The sequence below is a fragment of the Catellatospora coxensis genome, from assembly GCF_016862635.1.
GTDB classification, from domain to species: domain Bacteria; phylum Actinomycetota; class Actinomycetes; order Mycobacteriales; family Micromonosporaceae; genus Catellatospora; species Catellatospora coxensis.
Map to the genome: position 1 here is coordinate 1 of NZ_BONI01000037.1, position 20,154 is coordinate 20,154.

Annotated in this window: 22 protein-coding genes; 10 read left to right on the top strand and 12 right to left on the bottom strand. The window is 72.1% G+C overall.

Annotated features, from left to right (window positions below):
- The coding region (locus Cco03nite_RS21550) for a proprotein convertase P-domain-containing protein (protein WP_203693972.1) at positions 1-1,250 on the top strand (1,250 nt) is incomplete at its 5' end.
- 52 nt (positions 1,251-1,302) lie between these two features.
- Here the strand turns inward: Cco03nite_RS21550 and Cco03nite_RS21555 are convergent.
- A complete protein-coding gene (locus tag Cco03nite_RS21555; RefSeq protein WP_203693973.1) occupies positions 1,303-2,205 on the bottom strand; it encodes a UTP--glucose-1-phosphate uridylyltransferase in 903 nt (300 codons plus the stop codon).
- A 197-nt stretch (positions 2,206-2,402) separates the two neighbouring features.
- Here Cco03nite_RS21555 and Cco03nite_RS21560 point away from each other — a divergent pair, with 197 nt between their 5' ends.
- Positions 2,403-3,584: a pyridoxal phosphate-dependent aminotransferase gene (locus Cco03nite_RS21560; protein WP_203693974.1), complete on the top strand. Its 1,182-nt coding sequence runs from the start codon at positions 2,403-2,405 to the stop codon at positions 3,582-3,584.
- Positions 3,585-3,710: 126 nt separating this feature from the next.
- Here Cco03nite_RS21560 and Cco03nite_RS21565 read toward each other — a convergent pair whose 3' ends face one another.
- Positions 3,711-4,790: a calcium:cation antiporter gene (locus Cco03nite_RS21565; RefSeq protein ID WP_203693975.1), complete on the bottom strand. Its 1,080-nt coding sequence runs from the start codon at positions 4,788-4,790 to the stop codon at positions 3,711-3,713.
- A gap of 98 nt (positions 4,791-4,888) precedes the next feature.
- Between Cco03nite_RS21565 and Cco03nite_RS21570 the strand changes: the two genes are divergently transcribed.
- Positions 4,889-5,947: a hypothetical protein gene (locus Cco03nite_RS21570; RefSeq protein ID WP_203693976.1), complete on the top strand. Its 1,059-nt coding sequence runs from the start codon at positions 4,889-4,891 to the stop codon at positions 5,945-5,947.
- A 42-nt stretch (positions 5,948-5,989) separates the two neighbouring features.
- Positions 5,990-6,625 carry a hypothetical protein gene (locus tag Cco03nite_RS21575; RefSeq protein WP_203693977.1) on the top strand — a complete coding sequence of 212 codons (636 nt, stop codon included), beginning with the start codon at positions 5,990-5,992 and terminating at the stop codon, positions 6,623-6,625.
- Between the two features lie 3 nt (positions 6,626-6,628).
- Here the strand turns inward: Cco03nite_RS21575 and Cco03nite_RS21580 are convergent, their stop codons facing one another.
- Both Cco03nite_RS21580 and Cco03nite_RS21585 read right to left on the bottom strand, forming a co-directional pair.
- Entirely contained in the window at positions 6,629-7,717 is a 1,089-nt protein-coding gene (locus Cco03nite_RS21580) for a winged helix DNA-binding domain-containing protein (RefSeq protein WP_203693978.1), read from the bottom strand.
- 11 nt (positions 7,718-7,728) lie between these two features.
- Positions 7,729-8,433: an MOSC domain-containing protein gene (locus tag Cco03nite_RS21585; RefSeq protein WP_239167545.1), complete on the bottom strand. Its 705-nt coding sequence runs from the start codon at positions 8,431-8,433 to the stop codon at positions 7,729-7,731.
- Positions 8,434-8,470: 37 nt separating this feature from the next.
- On the opposite strand from Cco03nite_RS21585, the gene Cco03nite_RS21590 reads away from it, so the two are divergent.
- Positions 8,471-9,586, top strand: coding sequence for a M20 family metallopeptidase (locus Cco03nite_RS21590; RefSeq protein WP_239167546.1), 1,116 nt, complete (start codon positions 8,471-8,473; stop codon positions 9,584-9,586).
- 45 nt (positions 9,587-9,631) lie between these two features.
- Positions 9,632-9,838 (top strand): RNA-binding S4 domain-containing protein, encoded by a 207-nt coding sequence (locus Cco03nite_RS21595; protein WP_203693980.1) that lies wholly within the window; start codon positions 9,632-9,634, stop codon positions 9,836-9,838.
- Between the two features lie 12 nt (positions 9,839-9,850).
- Here Cco03nite_RS21595 and Cco03nite_RS21600 read toward each other — a convergent pair whose 3' ends face one another.
- Entirely contained in the window at positions 9,851-10,567 is a 717-nt protein-coding gene (locus Cco03nite_RS21600) for a DUF4184 family protein (protein ID WP_203693981.1), read from the bottom strand.
- 83 nt (positions 10,568-10,650) lie between these two features.
- On the opposite strand from Cco03nite_RS21600, the gene Cco03nite_RS21605 reads away from it, so the two are divergent.
- A complete protein-coding gene (locus Cco03nite_RS21605; RefSeq protein ID WP_203693982.1) occupies positions 10,651-11,550 on the top strand; it encodes a GNAT family N-acetyltransferase in 900 nt (299 codons plus the stop codon).
- A gap of 65 nt (positions 11,551-11,615) precedes the next feature.
- Here Cco03nite_RS21605 and Cco03nite_RS21610 read toward each other — a convergent pair whose 3' ends face one another.
- From Cco03nite_RS21610 to Cco03nite_RS21625, 4 genes are read right to left on the bottom strand one after another with little or no spacing between them, the layout of a single operon-like run.
- Positions 11,616-12,383 (bottom strand): DUF899 domain-containing protein, encoded by a 768-nt coding sequence (locus Cco03nite_RS21610; RefSeq protein ID WP_203693983.1) that lies wholly within the window; start codon positions 12,381-12,383, stop codon positions 11,616-11,618.
- A gap of 21 nt (positions 12,384-12,404) precedes the next feature.
- Positions 12,405-13,079 carry a DUF2182 domain-containing protein gene (locus Cco03nite_RS21615; protein WP_203693984.1) on the bottom strand — a complete coding sequence of 225 codons (675 nt, stop codon included), beginning with the start codon at positions 13,077-13,079 and terminating at the stop codon, positions 12,405-12,407.
- Positions 13,080-13,096: 17 nt separating this feature from the next.
- Positions 13,097-13,477 carry an ArsR/SmtB family transcription factor gene (locus Cco03nite_RS21620; protein ID WP_203693985.1) on the bottom strand — a complete coding sequence of 127 codons (381 nt, stop codon included), beginning with the start codon at positions 13,475-13,477 and terminating at the stop codon, positions 13,097-13,099.
- Entirely contained in the window at positions 13,474-13,923 is a 450-nt protein-coding gene (locus tag Cco03nite_RS21625; protein ID WP_203693986.1) for an SRPBCC domain-containing protein, read from the bottom strand. Before Cco03nite_RS21625 ends, Cco03nite_RS21620 begins: the two co-directional genes overlap by 4 nt.
- A 123-nt stretch (positions 13,924-14,046) precedes the next feature.
- Here Cco03nite_RS21625 and Cco03nite_RS21630 point away from each other — a divergent pair, with 123 nt between their 5' ends.
- Complete coding sequence (locus Cco03nite_RS21630; protein ID WP_203693987.1) at positions 14,047-14,439, top strand: hypothetical protein; 393 nt, start codon at positions 14,047-14,049, stop codon at positions 14,437-14,439.
- A gap of 144 nt (positions 14,440-14,583) precedes the next feature.
- On the opposite strand, the gene Cco03nite_RS21635 is transcribed toward Cco03nite_RS21630, so the two are convergent.
- Both Cco03nite_RS21635 and Cco03nite_RS21640 read right to left on the bottom strand, forming a co-directional pair.
- Positions 14,584-15,297: an NRDE family protein gene (locus tag Cco03nite_RS21635; RefSeq protein WP_203693988.1), complete on the bottom strand. Its 714-nt coding sequence runs from the start codon at positions 15,295-15,297 to the stop codon at positions 14,584-14,586.
- A gap of 97 nt (positions 15,298-15,394) precedes the next feature.
- A complete protein-coding gene (locus Cco03nite_RS21640; protein WP_203693989.1) occupies positions 15,395-16,339 on the bottom strand; it encodes a hypothetical protein in 945 nt (314 codons plus the stop codon).
- A gap of 101 nt (positions 16,340-16,440) precedes the next feature.
- Here Cco03nite_RS21640 and Cco03nite_RS21645 point away from each other — a divergent pair, with 101 nt between their 5' ends.
- The gene (locus tag Cco03nite_RS21645; protein WP_203693990.1) at positions 16,441-16,992 is read left to right on the top strand and encodes a hypothetical protein; all 552 of its coding nucleotides are present in this window, start codon (positions 16,441-16,443) and stop codon (positions 16,990-16,992) included.
- An 11-nt stretch (positions 16,993-17,003) separates the two neighbouring features.
- Here the strand turns inward: Cco03nite_RS21645 and Cco03nite_RS21650 are convergent, their stop codons facing one another.
- Positions 17,004-17,663: a dienelactone hydrolase family protein gene (locus tag Cco03nite_RS21650; protein WP_239167547.1), complete on the bottom strand. Its 660-nt coding sequence runs from the start codon at positions 17,661-17,663 to the stop codon at positions 17,004-17,006.
- 158 nt (positions 17,664-17,821) lie between these two features.
- On the opposite strand from Cco03nite_RS21650, the gene Cco03nite_RS21655 reads away from it, so the two are divergent.
- On the top strand, positions 17,822-20,122 hold the full coding sequence (locus Cco03nite_RS21655) for an isoamylase (RefSeq protein ID WP_203693991.1): 2,301 nt from the start codon (positions 17,822-17,824) through the stop codon (positions 20,120-20,122).
- Positions 20,123-20,154: the final 32 nt, after the last annotated feature.

The following is a 20,154-nucleotide window of genomic DNA, read 5'->3' on the forward strand; positions in this document are numbered from 1 at the left end:
CCCCGGCCGTGGTCGGCATCGGCCGCACCAAGGCCGAGAAGATCTGGTACCGCGCCCTGGACGTGTACTTCACCTCCAGCACCCGCTACGTGAACACCGCCAGCCCGGCCAACACCTCCCGCGCCTACACGCTGTCCGCGGCGACCGACCTCTACGGCCTGTGCTCGGTGGAGTACAAGACCGTCCAGGCCGCCTGGACGGCGGTCAACGTGGCCGGCAACGACGCCGCCTGCCCCGCCGGCAACGACTTCTCCCTCGCCGCCGCACCCGGCTCGGGCTCGGTCAACCCCGGCAGCTCGGTCAGCAGCACCATCACCGCCACCCTGACCAACGGCAGCGCGCAGACGGTCAACCTGACCGCGAGCGGCCTGCCCGGCGGCGCGACCGCGTCGTTCAGCCCGTCCTCGATCAACTCGGCGGGCGGCGCCTCGACGCTGACGATCGCCACCACGTCGACCACCCCGCCCGGCACCTACCCGGTGACCATCACCGGCACGGGCACCGGCTCGACCAGGACCACGACGTTCAACCTGACCGTCAACGGCCCGCCCGGCTGCTCCGGCACCAACTCCACCGACGTGGCGGTCCCGGACAACACCACCGTCGAGTCCTCGATCACCATCTCCGGCTGCGCCGGCAACGGCGGCTCGGCCAGCACGGTCGCGGTGAACATCCTGCACACCTACATCGGTGACCTGGTGGTGAACCTGGTCGCGCCGGACGGCAGCACGTACCTGCTGCACAACCGGACCGGCGGCAGCGCCGACAACATCAGCCAGACGTACACGGTGAACCTGTCCGGCGAGGCCGCCAACGGCACCTGGAAGCTGCGGGTGCAGGACGCGGCGTCGGCCGACACGGGCACCATCGACACGTGGACGCTGAACCTGGGCGGCAGCACCCCGCCGGCGTGCTCGGGAACCAACGGCACCGACGTCACGATCCCGGACAACACCACCGTCAACAGCGCGATCACGATCGCGGGCTGCTCGGGCAACGCGTCGTCCACCTCCACGGTCGCGGTGAACATCGTGCACACCTACATCGGTGACCTGGTCGTCACCCTGGTCGCGCCGGACGGCAGCACCTACGTGCTGCACAACCGGGCCGGCGGCAGCACCGACAACATCAACCAGACCTACACCGTCAACCTGTCGACCGAGGTGAAGAACGGCACCTGGAACCTGCGGGTCCAGGACGCCGCGTCGGCCGACACCGGCTACATCAACAGCTGGACCCTGACCCTCTAGGTCCGGTGAGACAGTGCGGGCCCCGGCACCGTGCCGGGGCCCGCACTGCCGTTCAGCGCGTGGGCGTGTCCAGGTCGGCGGCCATGCCGCGCAGCAGCGGGCCGTACTCCGGGTGCGCCAGGGCCGTCGCCATCTGCGCGACCAGGTAGTCGGCCGGGTTGCCGGTGTCGTACCAGCGGCCCGAGATGACCTGCCCGTACACGGCGCGGGTGGACGCGTACGCGTTGATCGCGTCGGTCAGGTAGACCTCGCCGGTGCGGCGCTCATACCAGCGCTGGGTCTGCTCGCGCAGCTCGTCGATGATGCCCGGGGTGACGACGTAGCCGCCGATCGCCGCGAACGCCGACGGCGCGTCCTTCGGCTTCGGCTTCTCCATCAGGCCCGTGATGCGCATCAGGCCGCCGTCCAGGTCCTCCTTGACCACGGGAACCCCGTAGCGCTGCGAGTGCTCCGGATCCATCGGCATGAGGGCCAGCACGGGGCAGTTCGTCGCCTCGTACGCGCGGATCAGCTGCTGGGCGCGGGGCACCTCGGCGACGAACACGTCGTCGGGCCACAGCACCAGCATCGGCTCGTCGTCGAAGTTGCGGGCCGCGTTGAGCACCGGCGTGCCGTTGCCGTACGGGCCGTGCTGGTCGAGGTACGTGATGTGCCCCTGCTGGGCCAGCTCGGCGATCTCCTCGACGGCGTCGGCGTACGCGGTCTTGCCGTCGGCGCGCAGCTGCTCCACCAGCGCCGGGTTGGGCCGGAAGTGGTCCTGGATCAGCGACTTGCCGCCCGAGATCACGATCGTGATGTCGGTGATGCCGGAGGCCACCAGCTCGCGCACGGTGTGCTCGATCACCGGCTTGTCGCCGACGGGCAGCATCTCCTTCGGGATCGCCTTGGTCAGGGGAAGCAGCCGGGAGCCGAGCCCCGCGGCGGGGATCACGGCCCTGCGGATGGTCGAAGGCATGACATCTCTCCAGGTCAGGAAACACAGCGGTACCCCCGACGCTAACAGCAGACCAGGTCGATGACGTGACACGCGCCGCCCGCGCGTCGCCCCGCGGTTTCGGGGAAACCGCGCCCATCCGCCGGGTCGCAGGTGCGGCTTCCCCGAAACCGCACGCCGATCCGCGGTCGTCGGGGGGCGTGGGTGAGGATGGGGGCATGGTTGGTGGGTTCGGGGTCGATCCGCTTGTGGAGCGGATGCGGCCGTTCGGCACGACGATCTTCGCGACGATGTCGGCGCTCGCGGTGAAGACCGGGGCGGTGAACCTCGGGCAGGGCTTCCCGGACACGGACGGGCCCGCGGAGATGCTGGACGCGGCGGCTGTCGCGCTGCGCGGCGGGTTCAACCAGTACCCGCCGGGGCCGGGCATGCCCGTGCTGCGCGAGGCCGTCGCGGCGCACCAGCGCCGGTTCTGGGGGCTGGATTACGACCCGGACGGCGAGGTCGTCGTCACCGCCGGGGCCACCGAGGCGATCGCGGCGGCGATCCTCGCCCTGTGCGAGCCCGGTGACGAGGTCGTCTGCTTCGAGCCCTACTACGACTCGTACGCCGCGAGCATCGCGCTGGCGCGGGCCGTCCGCCGCCCGGTGACCCTGCGCCCGGGACCCGACGGCCGGTACGCGTTCGACCCCGACCAGCTGCGCGCCGCGTTCGGGCCGCGTACCAGGCTGGTGCTGCTCAACTCCCCGCACAACCCGACCGGCAAGGTGTTCACCCGCGACGAGCTGCGGCTGGTCGCCGACCTGTGCCAGGAGTTCGGCGCGTACGCCGTCACCGACGAGGTCTACGAGCACCTGGTCTTCGACGACGCCGGCTCCCCGCACGTCCCGCTGGCGACCCTGCCCGGCATGCGCGAGCGCACCCTGCGCATCTCCTCGGCCGGCAAGACTTTCTCCTGCACCGGCTGGAAGGTCGGCTGGGCCAGCGGCCCGGCGTCGCTGGTCTCCGCGGTGCTCCGGGTCAAGCAGTTCCTCACCTTCGTCAACGCCGGCCCGCTGCAACCCGCGGTCGCGGTCGCCCTGAACCTGCCCGACACGTACTTCACCGGCTTCACGGCGAGCCTGCAGTCCCAGCGCGACCAGCTGCGCGCCGGCCTCGCCGCCGCCGGCTTCGGCGTCCTCCAGGCTGAAGGCACCTACTTCATCACCACCGACATCCGCCCCCTCGGCGGCACCGACGGCGTCGACTTCTGCCTCGCCCTCCCCGAACGCAGCGGCGTCGTGGCGATCCCCTCCCAGGTCTTCTACGACGACAAGGAAGCCGGCCGCCACCTGATCCGCTTCGCCTTCTGCAAACGCCCCGAAATCCTCGCCGAAGCCGTAACCCGCCTCAAACCCTAACCCCCGCCCTGCCCCACCCCCGCGGCAACGATCTTGCTCGAACTGTGGGTACGACACGCCCGAATGCCGTAAAACGGCAACAGTTCACGCAAGATCATCGTGATCATGGGGCGGGCGGGGCGGGGGTTAGGGGACGAAGGAGAGGAAGAGGAAGACGCCGAAGATGGTCAGGTGGACCATGCCTTGCATCAGGGTGGCGCGGCCGGGGGCGACGGTGAGGGTGGTGACCACGACGGTGATGGCGAGCAGCACCGTCTCCTTCGGGTCGAGGCCGAGCACGAGGGTGTTCTTCAGCCAGATCGAGGCGAGGGCGATGGCGGGGATGGTCAGGCCGATGCTGGCCACCGCCGAACCGAGGGCCAGGTTGAAGCTGGTCTGGATCTTGTTGCGGGAGGCCGCTCGGACCGCCGCCGCGGTTTCCGGCAGGAGCACCAGCAGCGCGATGACGACGCCGACCACGGCCCGGGGGGCGCCCGCGACCGCCACGAAGTGCTCGATGGCCGGGGACTCGACCTTCGCCAGGCCGACCACGGCGACCAGGCAGAGCAGGAGCATGAGCAGGCTGACCACGGCGGTCCTGCGGCCGGGCGGGACGCCGTGGTCGTCGTCGTCGGTCTCCAGCGGCAGGAAGTAGTGGCGGTGCCGGATCGTCTGCACGAAGACGAACGCCCCGTAGAGCAGCAGTGAGGCGATGCCGGCGAAGGCGAGTTGCGGCCCGGAGTAGGTCGGGCCGGGACTGCTGGTGGTGAACGAGGGCAGCACCAGGGCGAGGACCGCGACGGTGGTCAGCGTGGCCAGGGTGGCGGTCACCCCTTCCACGTGGAACTCGACCTCGCGGTGCCGCAGCCCGCCGACGAGCAGGCAGAGTCCGACCACGCCGTTGCACACGATCATGAAGGCCGCGAAGACCGTGTCCCGGGCCAGCGTGGAAGGGCCCTCCGGGGCGGACGACATCAGCATGATGATCAGTCCGACCTCGATGGCGGTGACCGCGACGGCGAGGATGAGCGTGCCGAACGGCTCGCCGACGTGGTGCGCGACGACCTCGGCATGGTGCACGGCGACCACGACGGCGGCGACCAGCGCGATACCGACGATCACCAGGCCCACGCCGCCGACCTTGTGCCCCCAGGCCGCCACGAGCACGATCACGCAGATCGGCGGGATCAGCGCCCACCACGACAGCGCGCGTGCGGCTTTGAGCATGTACCGAGGTTACGCGGACAAACCTCACCTACCGGCCATAATCCCTGCAACAGGACGGTGGCTGTGCCCCGCCCGCGGGCCGGCACTAGATTCTGCGCGTGCTCTCCCGATCTCTCGTGCTGCGACTGACCGCCCTGGCCGCCACGCTCGGACTCGCCGCCTGCGGCAGCACCGCCCCGGGCGCGGCGGGACCGTCCGATCCGGCCTTCGTGCTGCCCTCCGGCACCGCGGCGCCCTCGGCCACCACCGCCGTGAGCCCCAGCGCGGTCGCCTCGGCCTCCCCCACCGCCGGGCCGTGCGGGGTCTTCCCCGCCAGCAGCGTATGGCGCGCCGACGTGTCGAAGCTGCCCGTGCACCGCTCCTCGGGCGCGCTGGTGAACAGCATCGGCGCGACCGCGCACATGCACCCCGACTTCGGCGCGGGCCTGTGGGAGGGCGCGCCGATCGGCATCCCCGTCACGGCCGTCAAGCCCGGCCAGAAGACCGTCAAAGTCAGCTTCGAGTACGCGGGCGAGAGCGACAAGGGCCCCTACCCCGTCCCGGCTGACGCGAAGGTCGAGGGCGGGCGGAGCAGCGACGGCGACCGGCACGTCATCCTGTACGACGCCGCCGCCTGCAAGGTGTACGAGCTGTACGCGGCGTACCCGGCCGGCGCGGGCTGGCGGGCCGGCTCCGGCGCGATCTACGACCTGCGCTCCAACAAGCTGCGCCCGGCGGGCTGGACCTCGGCCGACGCGGCGGGACTGTCCATCTTCGCCGGGCTGGTCCGCTACGAGGAGGTCGCCGCGGGGCGCATCACGCACGCGCTGCGCATCACCGTGCCCCGCTCCCGCAACACCTACGTCTGGCCGGCCCGGCACGCCGCGTCCAGCTCGTCGGATGCGAACCTGCCGCCGATGGGCCTGCGGCTGCGGCTGAAGGCGAGCGTCGACACGTCGAAGCTGCCCAAGCAGGCCCGGGTCATCGCCGAGGCGATGAAGAAGTACGGCGTGATCGTCGCCGACAACGGCTCGCCGTGGTACCTGTCGGGCGCGCCGGACGACCGCTGGTCCAACGACGCGCTGCGCGCGCTGAAGAACCTGCAGGGCGCCGACTTCGAGGCCGTCGACACCGCCGGGCTGATGGCCGACAAGAACTCCGGCGCGGTACGCGGATAACCCGGTCGCGGCGACGGTGCGGGGCTGTCAGACTGCCCCGCCATGGGCAACTCGTACATGTACCCCGTGCTGCGCACCCCCGACCTCGGCGAGGCGTATGCCCTCGCACTGCGGCTGCTGTCGCTGGCGCGACGGGTGGACGAGGCCGACCTGTGGGCGGTGACCGCAGCGTGCGCGCTGCCCCGCTACGCGGCGCTCGCCGAGGCTCAGCTGCGGGAACAGGCCACGCCGTCGCAGCTGGACGCGCTGGTCGGCGCCCTCGCGCCACTGGTCAAGGACCCGGCGCGGCAGCTGTCCGGAGACCTCGGGAGCCTCTCGGTGGGCCAGCTGGACCTCCGCGACGCGGAGCCGCTGCGCCACCTCGCCGACGTGCGTATCCACCTGTTCGCCGAGCACGTGGCGCCCGGCACCGTCGAGGAGGGCTTCCTGGCGGCGATCGGCTCCGACGTGGGCGCCGTCAACTGGGACGTCCGGTGGCCACCGGTGGACGAACTCGACCTCGACGACTGCGTGAAGTACGCCGGGGTGGAGATCACGGTCAACAGCGCCGGGCTGTTCGACGAGACCTACGCGGGCGACCACACCGTGTGGGTTCACACCCGGGAGGACGAGCGAGCGCAGTGGCTGGCCGAGCGGGCCGGTGCGACCGTGCTCGGACCGCGGATGCTCGGCAGGTGACCTTCAGAGGACCGTCGTGGTGACCATGGCGGGCAGGCCGAGGAAGCGGCCCTGGTGGTCGGCGGCGGCCTGCACCGCCGCGGCCCGGTCGGCGTCGAGCGGGGCGTAGACCAGCACCTCGAACGCGACCTCGGCCCGGCCGACGGTGCGTTTCCAGTGCCCGGCGACCTGGCTGTCGATGATCAGCACACCGTTGTAGACGGGACGGTCCCAGCGCTGCCCGCCGCCCACGCCCGCGATGTCGAGCAGGTGCTTGCTCTCCGCATAGCCGACGATGTACTCGTCGTAGCCCTGGAGCAGGTGCGCCACGGGGCCGTCCGCGGTCGGCGGCGGCACCGGCTCCCCGGAGTGCCAGTACGTCAGCCCGTCGACCTCCACGCTGCGCACCCGGTCGCGGACCATGCCCAGGCCGCGGCGGATCTCGGCCTGGGTGAGGCTGGACCACCAGCGGAAGTCCTTCACGGTGGCCGGGCCGTGGCTGCTGAAGTAGCGCAGGGTCAGCTCGGCCAGCGCGGCGTCCGGGTCGAGCACCCGTGCCCGCGGCGCGCGCTCGGCCAGCAGCGCGTACGTGTGCTGCTTGCCCTTCATCGCGCCGCTGCAGATCAGGCCGTTGAGTTCGGCGTTCATCAGGATGTACGCCATCCGGAAGCCCTCGGTGCCGATGCCCGCCGCCTGGACCAGCGCGGTCAGCTCCTTGCGGGTCAGCTGCGTGCCGGTCAGCGCCTCGACCAGCAGCGCGTCGCAGCGGGCGCGCAGCTGCTCGTCGAGGCCGAGCTGCCGGTAGTAGTACGCGTTGAGCTGATGCACCCGCGGGCCGGTCAGCGCCAGCACCCAGCCGATGTCGTCCGGCGTGACGAAGTGCCACGTCGGCCGCAGCACGTGGGTGCGCAGCAGGGCGCCGTCGGCGAAGTCCCGGTGCACCCGGTCCTCCTGGGCGGCGGTGATGCGCTCGCCGAGCGACCAGGTCGCCGGGCCGTAGTCCTGCGACTGCACCGCCCCGAGGCGGCCGACCACGTCACCGGGTGCGGCGTCGACGGGGGCGTGCAGGCCGAGGTTGTGCATCCGCCACGAGGCCAGGGCAAGTGCGTCCATCGCCGCCGATGCTAACCGCGGCGTACGACAGGGTCGCCGAACCGGACCGTTCCCTCGCGCTCCACATGGGCGAGCACGCCGAACGTCAGCTCGTCGGCGGTCGCGACGGCGCGCAGGATCCGCCCGTCGTACGGCAGGTCCTCCTGCGCGTTGTTGACCATCACGCAGCGGGGCATCGGGCGGGTCACCCGCAGCACCACCTCATCGCCGAGTTGCAGCACCTGCCCGAGCCAGCCGCGCTCCAACCGGCCGGACACGGCCGGGACGTCGATCACGAGGTTGGCTCGGAAGCGCCGCGGGTCGACCGGACCGCCCAGCACCGCGCCCAGGTGGCGCAGCGAGGCCGTGGTCAGCACATGCAGCGGACCCTCGTCGAAGTGCGACACGTCCTCCTCGGCGGTCAGCGTCACCGGCTCGCCGACGTGGCTGCTCAGCGCCGCGTGCACCCCGGGATCGTCGCCGCGGACGTGCTTGCCGGACGGGAACCGCAGCACCGGCACCGCGCCGTCATAGCGCGCCGCCAGCTGGAACAACCCGTCCATCTGCCGGAACCGGCGGGTGGACTTGCCGCTGCCGAACCGGCCGTCCGCGCCGCGCACCGCCCAGCGGCGGTCCCCGGTGATCCCGCGCTCCTGCACCACGGCCTCGGTGAGCGACTCGCCGAGCAGCGACTTCACGGGAAAGCGCCGCAGCGCCGCGAGCGTGCCGACCATCATGATCCGATCACGTCGGCAGTATGCCCGATGCGGCCGCGTGCGGCAGGATGACGGGGTGGAGCTGGAGTCCTTTCTGCGTACGGCCGAGGCGCTGCTCGCCGTGCCGTCGACCGCCGACCGCCCCGACCAGCTGCACCGCGCGCTGGACCTCGTCCTCGACACGGTCGGGCCGGGGTTCGCTGTGGAGCGGTTCGAGTCCGCGGGCAAGCCGAGCGCGCTGCTCTACCACGACACGGGCGCGGGCCGCCCGGAGTTCCGGGTGATCCTCAACGGGCACCTGGACGTGGTGCCCGCGACGCCGGACCAGTTCATCCCGCGCCGCGAGGGCGAGCGCCTGTACGCCCGCGGCGCGCAGGACATGAAGATCTCGGCGCTGGTGCTGGCGCACGTGTTCGCCGAGCTCGCGCCGACGCTGCCGTACCCGCTGGCGCTGCAGCTGGTCACCGACGAGGAGATCGGCGGGCGCAACGGCACCCTGCACCAGCTGGAGCAGGGGGTCACCGGGCAGTTCGTGGTCATCGGCGAGTTCAGCGGCCTGGAGATCGTCACCGACTCGAAGGGCATCGCGCAGGCGCGGCTGACCGCGACCGGCCGCGCGGCGCACAGCGCGTACCCGTGGCAGGGCGACAACGCGCTGCTGCGGCTGACGAACGCGGTCGCGGCGCTGCACGCGGCGTACCCGCTGCCGACCGCGGAGGCCTGGGCCACGACGGTGAACCTGGCCCGGCTGGACACCCCGAACACCGCGTTCAACCAGGTCCCGGCGCTGGCCGAGGCCTGGCTGGACATCCGGTTCCCGCCCGGCGAGCCCGGTTTCGACGGGCGCACCGCCGAGCAGATCGCCGCGCACCTGGGCGAGATCTGCGGGCCGGGCGTGACGGTGGCGGTCGAGCACGCCGACGCCCCGCACCACGCCGACCGGGACTCACCCGAGGTGCGAGCGCTGCAGCAGGCGGCGCGGGCGCAGGGCTACCCGGCCGGGTTCCTGCGCAAGCACGGCGCGGCCGACGGGCGCTTCTACTCCCAGCGCGGCATCGACGCGGTGATCTTCGGCATCGGCGGCGCGGGCCTGCACGGCCCCGAGGAGTACGCCGACCTGGCCTCGATCGTGCCGTACCACCGGGCGCTGCACGCGTTCCTCACCGCGATCTGACGGCCGGTGCGCATCGACGGGCCGGTGCTGGAGGAAGATGGCACCGTGACCGACGTACCGATCCGCGATGACATGATCCGCCTGGGCCAGTTCCTGAAGCTCGCCTCCGTGATCGAGACCGGGGGCGAGGCGAAACTGCGCATCGCCGCCGGTGAGGTGACCGTGAACGGCGAGGTCGAGGTGCGCCGCGGCCGCCAGCTGCACCGCGGCGACGTCGTCGGCATCGACGGCGCGCGGCTGCGCGTCGCCTGATCACCGTGTGCCTCAGTCTGCCCGGGTGACCTGGACGCCCGGGCGCGGCCGGGGCGGCACCAGCACCGTCGCCGCGGCGCCGGCCGCCAGGCCCAGGGCCAGCCCGAGCAGCAGGCGCGCACCCGTGGTGTGCAGCAGGAACGCCCCGGGCAGCCGGGACGACAGCGCCGCCGAGGCGGCGGTGACCACGGCGGCGACGGTCCAGAACAGTCCGTGCCGCGCCGGCCGAGCCGGTGCTGTGCCGTGCCAGGCGCGCAGCAGCCGGTGGCGGCCGACATGCAGGGCCAGCGCCGGCGCCGCGAGCGCGCCGCCCACCGTGGACGCCAGGTCCAGCACCGGCGCGGGCTCGGTGACGCGGTCCCAGGCCAGGTGGCTCGCGGCGGCGAGCAGCGCCGACGCCATGCTGACCGCGAGCGCGGGCCGGGTCGCGCCGAGCACGCCGTAGTCGCGCAGCGCCAGCGCGCCGGGTCGGCGGGGCAGGTGTGCGGCGACCACGGGCGCGGCCCGGCGCACCAGCAGCGCCCCGGCCAGCGTCACCGGCAGGCAGAACAGGAACAGACCCGGCCACTGGTGCGACAGCGGGAAGACCGGCAGGCCCGACCCGTCCAGGGCGTACGCGAGGTCGGGTGAGGCCGCGCCGACGGTCAGCGCGACACCGTCGAACCAGCGGGGACGCCACAGCTTCAGCGGCAGTGGCAGCGCGGCGTGCGAGGGGAACGTCAGCGGCACCGCCGCAGGCTAACTCCCCGTCCGCCGTCCCGCCGTCCCGTAAAGGATTTGTGGATCATGGTGGGCCGGGTCAGGATGGCGGGATGAGAATCCGCACCGCCCTGCCCGACGACGCCCCGGACGTGGTCGCCTTACGCGCGATCGTGTACCCGTACCTGGTGCGCGGGGTCGTCTCCACCCGGCAGATGATCGCCGAACCGCCGGCCGGCGACTGGACCGCGTTCGTGGTCGAGGACGGCGGTGAGATCGTCGGCTGGGCCTCGGCGTTCCGGAACGTCACCACGTCCGAGGCCGGATTCGGCGAGATCTCCCTGCTGCACGTGCACCCCGGCCACCGCCGCCGCGGCGCGGGCACGCTGCTGTTCGACACCGCCGCCCGGCACCTGTCCGCGCTCGGCGTGCGGCGGGTGCGCACCTGGGCGCAGGCGGACTCGCTGGACTTCGCCCGCGACCGCGGGTTCACCCCGAGCCGCGACATGCGCTACTCGATGCTGGAGACCCGGCTCGCGCCGCCCCCGCCCGCCGCGCCGGACGGCGTCACCGTGGTGCCGCTGTCGGGGCTGGACGAGCGGGTGCTCTACACGGCGTACGTCGCGGCCAGCTCCGACGAGCCCGGCGACATCCCCTCGGACGCGATCTCGTTCGACGACTGGTGCTACGAGGTGTGGAACAACCTCGGCCTGGACAAGGACGCCAGCGTCGCGGCCCTCGACGGCGGCGACATCGTGGCGTTCACGCTGGTCAAGCGCGACGGCGAGCGGATGTGGTCGGACATGACCGCCACGCTGCCCGAGCACCGCGGCCGCGGCCTGGCCCGGCTGGCCAAGACCGTGGCGCTGCACCGGGCCGCCGCCGGTGGCGTGACGGTCGCGTACACCTCCAACGACGAGTCGAACGCGCCGATGCTCGCCGTCAACGCCCGCCTGGGCTACCAGCCGGTCGCCGCCCAGTGGTCCTGCCTGGGTGAACTTCAGCGTTCGTAGGCACACGACGCGGTCGTGCCGGTGACAGGCACCGGCACGACCGCGTCCCCCCGTTGCGCCGCAGGTCAGTCGTTGTCGTACTCGTCATGCCGGCGCCACCAGAAGCCCTGCTCGTTGCGCCCGAGCGGGGCCCGATCGAGCCACTGGTACATGCCCCACAGCGCGTCCACGCCGCGCTCGTAGGTCGAGTACGTGTGGTAGACGACGCCGTCGTCCAGCACGAACGCGCTCATGCCGGGCCCCTGCTGCCGGTACGTCGGCCAGTCCACGCCCACCGACGCCGAGATCTCCGTCATCATCGGGTGCAGGTCGGTCGCGCCGATCGGGGTCACCTCCATCGCGCGGAAGTTGTACTCGACCGCGCCCGTCCGCCACTCCTGCTCGGTGTGCGTGACGTGGTAGTCGTGGTTGAAGTCGCCGCCGAACGACGACGCCCACGGGAAGCTCCACCCCATGCGCTTCTTGTAGTCCTGGAGTTTCGCCAGCGGGGCCTGCGACACGGCGCACAGGGTCACGTCGTGGTTGGCCAGGTGCACGACCGAGCCGTCGAAGCCGTCCGCGATCGCCGAGCAGGACGGGCAGCCCGCCTGGTAGTCGGGGCCGAACATGAAGTGGTACACGAGCAGCTGCGAGCGCGCCGCGAACAGGTCGGCCAGCGAGGCGTCGCCGTCGTCGGTCGCGAAGCGGTAGTCCTTGTCCACGCGTACCCACGGCAGGTCCTGGCGCTGCCGCGCCACCTCGTCACTGCGCCGGGTCAGCTCCTTCTCCGCGGCCAGCAGCTCCAGCCGGGCCGCGAGCCACTCCTGCCTGGTGCCTGTCTTGTGGTCGATCATCATTGCTCACCTCTTCTGTCGTCAGTGGTGCGAGTGGTGGTGGCCGCCGCCGTCCACCCCGGACGGCGGCGGGTTGATCCCCGGCACGACCGCGGGCGCGGTCACGAGCACCACGCCGAGCGCCACGACCGCCAGTGCCAGCGGCACGTCCACGGCGGCCCGCGCGGGCAGCAGCTTCTGCGCCAGGCACAGCGCGGTGATCACGCACATCCAGCCGATGCTCATCAGCCCGACCGCGACCAGCACGAGCATCAGGCCGGTGCTCGACCCCACGCAGTGCAGGCCGTACGCGAACCCGGAGTGCCCGCTCTCGCCGCAGCGCCGCCGGAAGTGCCGCTTGACCGGCGTCAGCTCGTAGAGGCCTGCCGCGATCACCAGCACCCCGGCGGCGACCGGCCCGTGCGGCCGGTACAGCACGTGGACGCCGACCCCGACGAGCGTCCAGACGGCGAGGTACGCGGCGACGAACAGCACCGCCGCGCCTGTGCCGTCGCGTGCCCGGCGCACGACCGCCGGGACCGCGCCCGGCAGCATCATCGCCGCGATCATCGACGCCCAACCGGCGACGAAGAACCCGATCGGACCGAGCGGGGTCGCCGGGCCCAGGTCCATGCCGTCCATGAGCCGGATCATCAGGACCCAGCCGGACAGCGCGAGCCCGAGCGTCACCGCCGTCACCGCGTACCCGAGTCGCATCGTGCTCCCTCCCCCGTTCAGGCTCCGCCGGGATGCGCCTCCCCTGCGGCCGCTTCCTGCTCCGCCGTTTCGGCGAGGCGTTTGATGGTCGCCAGGCGGCGGTCCCAGTCGGAGGCGAGCGCCGCCATCCACCGGGCCGTCATGGTCAGCGCCGCCGGGCGCACCGCGTACCGCACCTCGCGTCCGGCCCGGCGGCCGGTGACCAGGCCGGCGGCGTCCAGCACGGCGAGGTGCTTGACGATGGCCTGCCGCGAGATGGGAAGGTGCTCGGCGAGCGTCGTCGCGGTCGGCTCGCCCAGCACGGCGAGCAGGTCGAGCAGCTGCCGCCGGGTCGGGTCGGCTAGGGCCGCCAGTACGGCGTCGACCGGCGAGACGTCGCCGTGGTGCTGGTCTGTCACACGGAGGATTCTTCCGCCCGTGCCTTGAGCGCCTCCAGCTCCAGCGGCCAGCCGCCCGAGTTGTCCCGGTGCGCACCGGTGCGCTGCTCCTCGGGCGCGGCCAGCGCCGCGAAGCCGCTCTCCACCACGCGCAGGCGCGTCTTCTTCGCGCCTTCCGCGGTCAGCGTGAACTCGACCAGGGTGCTGTTGTCGTCGCGCAGCTCCTCGCCCGGGAAGGCGCTGGCCCAGCGGTACGCGAGGTAGTGCGGCGGGTCGACCTTCTCCACGCGGACCGGGAAGTCGCCGTGGTGCGGATTCTTCGCGACCATCGACTCCCCCGCCACGGCCACCGTGCCCGGCAGGCTCGCCTTGTCGGCCACCCAGAAGCCGGGCTGGGCGACCAGCGTCCAGACCCGCTCCAGGGACGCCTCGATCAGGGTCTCGCGTTCGATGCGGTCCTCGCTCATGAACAGACTCCTTCAACGCTGTCGATTGTCGTGCAACTCCAGGGTTGCACATCGAGCCGCGACGCGCAACCCCAGGGTTGCGCGTGTCCCTCGATGTCGCCCGTCGCCCCTACACTCCCGGCCATGATCGAACGCCCGACCGCCAAGTGGCGGCAACGCGTGCTGGAGCAGCGGCAGGCCGTCGCCGCGGGCACGCTGTCCCCCGACGACGCCTACGCCGAGCGCCTGTGGCCGCTGGAGTTCACCGACGCGGTCGACGCCGCCCTGGCCGACTACGAGGCCGAGATCGCCGCCCTGCGCCGGCCGTCCGATGACGACCTGTTCGCCGCGGCCGAACGGGTCGTGCTCGCCCTCAACCACGCCGACCGGGAGCACGCCCGCATCGAAACCGGCGAGCGCGAGCAACTCTGCGCCTACATCGAGGACGTCATCACCCACACCGGCATCGACGTTCCCGCCCTCTGCGCCCGCCGAGGCGACGACCGCGAGGCCCTGACCGCCGGCCGCGACTGGTGACCGCTCGATCGCGACGATCTTGCGTGAACCGTGGGGGCGAAACACCCGTAGCGGGCAAACCCGCAACAGTTCGCGCAAGATCGTCGCGATCTTGGGGGCGGGTGCCGGAGCGTGGGAGGGGGGATTTGAGGGGTCTGGTGTTGGTTAGACGATCTGGGTGAAGGTTGCCGGGCCGGGCTCGTCGGGGACCGCCGCGAAGTCGTAGCGGACCAGGTCGGGGCCGAGGGCGAGCAGGGTGACGGAGCTGGAGCCGTAGCGCAGATCGTCGCCGAAGGTGTGCCGCAGGATCAGAGCGCGTGGGTCGGTGCGGTCGATGCCCTCGCCTGCAGCCAGGGCGGGCCAGGCGCCCCAACTGTCAGCCGGGTCCGGTCGCGGGGCGGCGCGTAGCGCTGTCAACAGGTGCGCGGCGCGCGGCTCGGCGGGGTCCTCGCCGCTGTTGACGATCACCGTGTAGCCCGCCGGAAGGGCGGCCTCGGTGCGGGTGTCGCCGTCCCAGCCGAGCATCACCGCCCCGGTGAGGTCGGCGATGATCAGGTAGAACGGGTCGAAGGTGCTCAGGTCGTCGGGAACCGTCAGCCCGGCGGCGGCCAGTAGCGGCAGGTCGCCGCGGGAGCGGCGGCCGTGTTCGGGGGCGAGCCGCCCGCGCCCGTTGAGCACGAACGCGGCCCGGCGGGCGGCCGGATCCACGGCCAGCCAGGTGCCTCCGGCGACCAGGTCGATCCCGCCCAGCAACCCCGGGTGGCGCGGCCAGTGCTCGGCCGGCGGCTCCCACGGACGCATCAGCAGCTCGTCACGTACGGCCAGCACCAGCAGCGGCACCGGCGACGACGGCTCGAAACTGACGGCGACCGTACACATGATCGGCACTATATGCCCGCCGGGCCGACCCCACACCGCGAGCAGGCGAGCGGGCATCACCGGCACCAGCGGGGACCACGGCCACCGCTGGCCGACGTCACACGAGGTCGATGACGGGACGCAGCAGCACCTCGTCGACGTAGGCGTCCTCGGTGTTCATCTCCTCGGCGAACTCGGCGTTGCGGTACGCCGTGGCGAGCGTCGTCCAGCTGAAGAAGTCGCCGGCGCCGCCGCAGATCGCGCTGCCGCCGTCACCGCCGCACAGGATCTCCCGCTGCGCGGTCCACTCGTGGCGATAGGGGTCCTGGCCGATCGCCAGACCCCACAGGTTCGGCCGCCGGTGCGGGCCGTTCGGCAGGTCGTAGGGGTTCTCGGCAGGCGTGTCGTCGCCCCAGCGGAACAGGGTCCGCGCCCCCGCTCCGCAGGCGTACTCCCATTCGTCCGGTGTGGCCGGCCGCAGCCCGAGTGCGATGAGCGCCTGGACGGCCTCGTCGTACGACGTGGGACGCACGAGCCTGGCACCGGCCACCTTCCCGGACCCGTCGAACCGCACCTCCAGGCCGCCGCCGGCGGTGTAGGTCCGGATGCCGCCGCCCGGCCGGGCACCCGAGGAGCCGACCAGATCACGCACACGCTCGTCTTCAGGGCCGAGCTCGATCCGGCAGGCGTCGAGCGCCTCGACCGCGACCAGCGACGCGGGCAGCTCGACGGTGCGTACGGGCGAGGTGTAGCCGTCGAGGTACTCCGCGAGGTCGGGCGCGTTGTACTCGTCGACGGTCTGCGCGTAGTCGGCGGCCTGGGCGGCGGTGGGCGTGAACGCCGCCCCGTCGTAGCCGAGCGTGACCCGGCCACCGGGCACCAGCGCGAACGCCAGGCCCGCCCGGTCGAACAGCGCGGTCCGGTGGACCCGGCCGGCGTACTCGTGCGCGCCGAGGCCGGTCAGACGCAGGCCGTGCGCGTCCGCGATCGCCAGCGCGACGCGGCGCGCCTCATCGTCGTCGAGGTCCATCCAGGCGGCAGCGGTCAGCTCGGCGTAGGTCACGCGGGGATTCTGCCGCCATGATCTCCCGCGCGCAACGATGCCGCCGCGCCATCACTCACAGCGGCGCGAGCCGCCGCGACCACAGCCTCTACATTGGTCGCATGTGGGTCTGGAACGCGCTCGGTTTTCTCGGCGGTGTGCTCGCGGTGGCGCTGACGTCCTACGTCTCCATCACCGTCAACCGCCGCAAGATGGACGCCGACACCCAGGCGCGCTGGGAGGCGGCGCTGTTCGAGAAGAGTTCGCAGCTCGCCGAGGCCGCGCGCAGCCTGCGGCACCACGCGGAGCAGTACGCCGACAGCGGCGACAAGCAGCTGTGCCGGGACCGGATGGATTCGGCGCAGGAGAAACTGCGGGTGGCCGTGGAGCAGCTCCGGCTGGTCGGCGACAGGCGGGTCCAGGTCGCGGCGCGGACCGTGAAGCTCCACGCGTGGGCGGTCTTCCAGCAGGGCGTCGACGGTCGCGACCCCAGGGCGGCGTCCTTTCCGGACACCGAGCCGATCGGCCGGCTCAACGACGCGTTGCAGGAGTTCTACCGTGCCGTGCGCCGGCAGTTGCGAGCACCGGATGCGGAGGACGTGCTGCACGATGACGACCTCGACCGCAGAGCCGAGCGTCCGCAGGCCCCGGCCCAGCGGGCCGAGTCGGCCTGACACCACGCCTCTCAGCGAACGTAGCGCACCAGCCAGTCGCGGGCCAGGACGGCGGCCTGCTGGAGGGTGCCGGGCTCCTGGAACAGGTGGGTGGCGCCGGGGACGATCTCGACGGCGTGCTCGCAGGTGAGCTGCGCGGCGGCGGCTTCGTTGAGTTCGAGCACGGTGTGGTCGAGGCCCCCGACGATGAGCAGGGTCGGGGCGCGTACCTCGGCCAGGTGAGCGCCCGCCAGGTCGGGGCGGCCGCCGCGGGACACCACCGCGGCCACGTCGGCGTTGCCGTTCGAAGCAGCCCATAGCGCGGCGGCCGCGCCGGTGCTGGCCCCGAACAGGCCTACCGGCAGGCCCTTCGCCGCGGGCCGGGTCCGCAGCCACGCGAGCACCTCGCTCAGCCGCCCCGCGAGCAGCCCGATGTCGAACACGTTGCCCCGGTCGTTCTCCTCAGCCTCGTTGAGCAGGTCGAACAGGAGCGTGCCGAGGCCGGCGTCGCGCAGGAGGCGGGCGACGTACTGGTTGCGGGGGCTGTGCCGGCTGCTGCCGCTGCCGTGCACGAACACGACGAGCCCTGCGGCCTGCGGGGGTATGGCCAGATGGGCCGAGAGCGCGGCTCCGTTCACGGGGATGACGACCTCGGCCGCTGTTCCGTTGTCTCCGGACGTCACTTCGTCCACCCCTCCATCCTTGCTCGCCGGACGGCGTGCCGCTCGTCTTGGGAGCAGTTGGGCGCATCTTTACGGGCCTGAAACTTGCACGTAACCTGGGTCACACTTTGCAAGAATTTTCAGTCGCCGCTCCCCCGGCCACCACCCCCGCTCCGGGAAGGAAGACCATGCGTCGCCTATGGAGGTCCGTGCTCGCCGCCGCGCTGGTGGCGGCCGGGTTGTCCCTCGTCTCCCCCACCGCGCCCGCCCAGGCCGGGATCGACACCCAGACCCTGGGCGGCCGCTACTCGGGCAGCAACGTCAACTTCCGGGTGTACTCGTCCCGGGCCACCCGCATCGCGGTCTACGTCTACGCCGCCGCCACCGGCGCCCAGGAGAAGGCGTCCTACCTGCTCACCAAGGGCACCGGGGACGTCTGGGCGGCCACGGTCGGCGTGGCGGCGCTGCAGTCGGCCGGGGTGACCGGCACCGTCTACTACGGCTACCGGGCCTGGGGTCCGAACTGGCCGTACAGCGCGAGCTGGACGAAGGGCTCGACGACCGGGTTCGTCGCCGACGTGGACTCCGCCGGCAACCGGTTCAACCCGAACAAGCTGCTGCTGGACCCGTACGCCCGGGAGATGAGCCACGACACCGCGCTGCCCGACGGCGTCGCGAGCGACTACTCGTCCGGCCCGGCCAAGCGTGCCGTGGACACCGGCCCGATCGCGCCCAAGGGCATGGTGCTGGCCGCGGACAGCACGAGTTTCGGCACCAAGCCGACCCGGGCCTTCAAGGACGACATCGTGTACGAGGTGCACCTACGCGGCCTGACCAAGGCCGACACCTCGATCGCGACCGCCGAGCGGGGCACCTACAAGGCGGCCGGGCAGAAGGCGGCGTACCTGGCCTCGCTCGGCGTCACGGCGGTGGAGTTCCTGCCGCTGCAGGAGACCCAGAACGACGCCAACGACGCCAACCCGAGCAGCACCACCGGTGACAACTACTGGGGGTACATGACGGAGAACTACTTCGCCCCGGACCGGCGCTACTCCTACGACAAGACGGCCGGCGGGCCGACCCGGGAGTTCAAGGCGATGGTGAAGGCGTTCCACGACGCCGGGATCAAGGTGCTGGTCGACGTGGTCTACAACCACACCGCCGAGGGTGGCGCGATCGGCGACAAGAACACGTACAACATCTTCTCCTGGCGCGGGCTGGACAACCCGGCGTACTACTCGCTGACCTCGGACATGCAGGGGTCGATGGACAACACCGGGCTCGGCCACAACTACAACACCCGCAATCCCGCCGCGCAGAACCTGATCGTCGACTCGGTCGCGTACTGGAAGAACACCCTCGGGGTCGACGGCTACCGGTTCGACCTGGCGTCGGTGCTGGGCAACACCTGCCAGCACGGGTGCTTCAGCTACAGCCGCACCGACGCGAACACCGCGCTCAACCGGCTGACCACCGAGATGCCGGCGCGCCCGGCGGGCGGCGGCTCCGGCGTGGACTGGATCGCCGAGCCGTGGGCCATCGGCACCGGCACCTACCAGGTGGGCAACTTCCCGGCGGCGTGGTCGGAGTGGAACGGCGTCTACCGGGACACGCTGCGCCGCGACCAGAACAAGCTGGGCGTCGACGCGGTCACCCCGAGCGACCTGGCCACCCGGTTCGCCGGCTCGTCGGACCTGTACGGCGACGACGGCCGCAGGCCCTGGCATTCGGTCAACTTCATGGTGGCCCACGACGGGTTCACCCAGAAGGACCTGTACTCGTGCAACGGCAAGAACAACGGGCAGGCCTGGCCGTACGGCCCCTCGGACGGGGGCAGCGACGACAACATCTCGTGGGATCAGGGCGGGGTCGCGACCGAGCAGCGCAAGGCGGCCCGCAACGCGTTCGCGTTCCTGATGCTGTCGGGCGGCACGCCGATGATGACCGGCGGCGACGAGACGCTGCGGTCGATCAACTGCAACAACAACCCGTACAACGTCGACTCGTCGGCGAACTGGCTGGACTGGTCGCTGACCACCGACGAGACGAACTTCAAGACGTACACGTCCCGGCTGGCCGCGTTCCGCAAGGCGCACCCGGCGCTGCGGCCGGTGAACTTCTACACCGCGTCCGACGGCAACGCCAACGGCATGGGCCAGCTGGAGTGGTTCACCCCGGCCGGGGTCGCGCCGGACGGGGCCTACTGGGGCAACGCGGGCAACCACGCCCTGGCGTGGCGGATCGACGGCACGGAGTTCGGCGACAGCGCGAGCGCGCTGTACACCGCCTACAACGGCTGGTCGGGCGACGTGGTGTTCACGCTGCCCGCGCCGCCGGCCGGCAAGCAGTGGTACCGGGTCACCGACACGGCCCCGTGGGCCGAGGGCGCGAACCAGGTCGCCGCGCCGGGCGCCGAGGCGGTCATCGGCGGGGCCGGGACGGCGTACACGCTGCGCGGCCGTGCCGTGCTGTTGCTCATCGCGAAGTGACACCTGCCGGGGTCCCGTCCCACCGAGGACGG

Bases quoted from the DNA above. Each gene is read 5' to 3' on its own strand.
- Cco03nite_RS21555 (WP_203693973.1), bottom strand. From the start codon at position 2,205: ATGCCTTCGACCATCCGCAGGGCCGTGATCCCCGCCGCGGGGCTCGGC.
- Cco03nite_RS21560 (WP_203693974.1), top strand. From the start codon at position 2,403: ATGGTTGGTGGGTTCGGGGTCGATCCGCTTGTGGAGCGGATGCGGCCG.
- Cco03nite_RS21565 (WP_203693975.1), bottom strand. From the start codon at position 4,790: ATGCTCAAAGCCGCACGCGCGCTGTCGTGGTGGGCGCTGATCCCGCCG.
- Cco03nite_RS21575 (WP_203693977.1), top strand. From the start codon at position 5,990: ATGGGCAACTCGTACATGTACCCCGTGCTGCGCACCCCCGACCTCGGC.
- Cco03nite_RS21580 (WP_203693978.1), bottom strand. From the start codon at position 7,717: ATGGACGCACTTGCCCTGGCCTCGTGGCGGATGCACAACCTCGGCCTG.
- Cco03nite_RS21585 (WP_239167545.1), bottom strand. From the start codon at position 8,433: ATGATGGTCGGCACGCTCGCGGCGCTGCGGCGCTTTCCCGTGAAGTCG.
- Cco03nite_RS21605 (WP_203693982.1), top strand. From the start codon at position 10,651: ATGAGAATCCGCACCGCCCTGCCCGACGACGCCCCGGACGTGGTCGCC.
- Cco03nite_RS21610 (WP_203693983.1), bottom strand. From the start codon at position 12,383: ATGATCGACCACAAGACAGGCACCAGGCAGGAGTGGCTCGCGGCCCGG.
- Cco03nite_RS21615 (WP_203693984.1), bottom strand. From the start codon at position 13,079: ATGCGACTCGGGTACGCGGTGACGGCGGTGACGCTCGGGCTCGCGCTG.
- Cco03nite_RS21625 (WP_203693986.1), bottom strand. From the start codon at position 13,923: ATGAGCGAGGACCGCATCGAACGCGAGACCCTGATCGAGGCGTCCCTG.
- Cco03nite_RS21630 (WP_203693987.1), top strand. From the start codon at position 14,047: ATGATCGAACGCCCGACCGCCAAGTGGCGGCAACGCGTGCTGGAGCAG.
- Cco03nite_RS21635 (WP_203693988.1), bottom strand. From the start codon at position 15,297: ATGTGTACGGTCGCCGTCAGTTTCGAGCCGTCGTCGCCGGTGCCGCTG.
- Cco03nite_RS21645 (WP_203693990.1), top strand. From the start codon at position 16,441: ATGTGGGTCTGGAACGCGCTCGGTTTTCTCGGCGGTGTGCTCGCGGTG.
- Cco03nite_RS21655 (WP_203693991.1), top strand. From the start codon at position 17,822: ATGCGTCGCCTATGGAGGTCCGTGCTCGCCGCCGCGCTGGTGGCGGCC.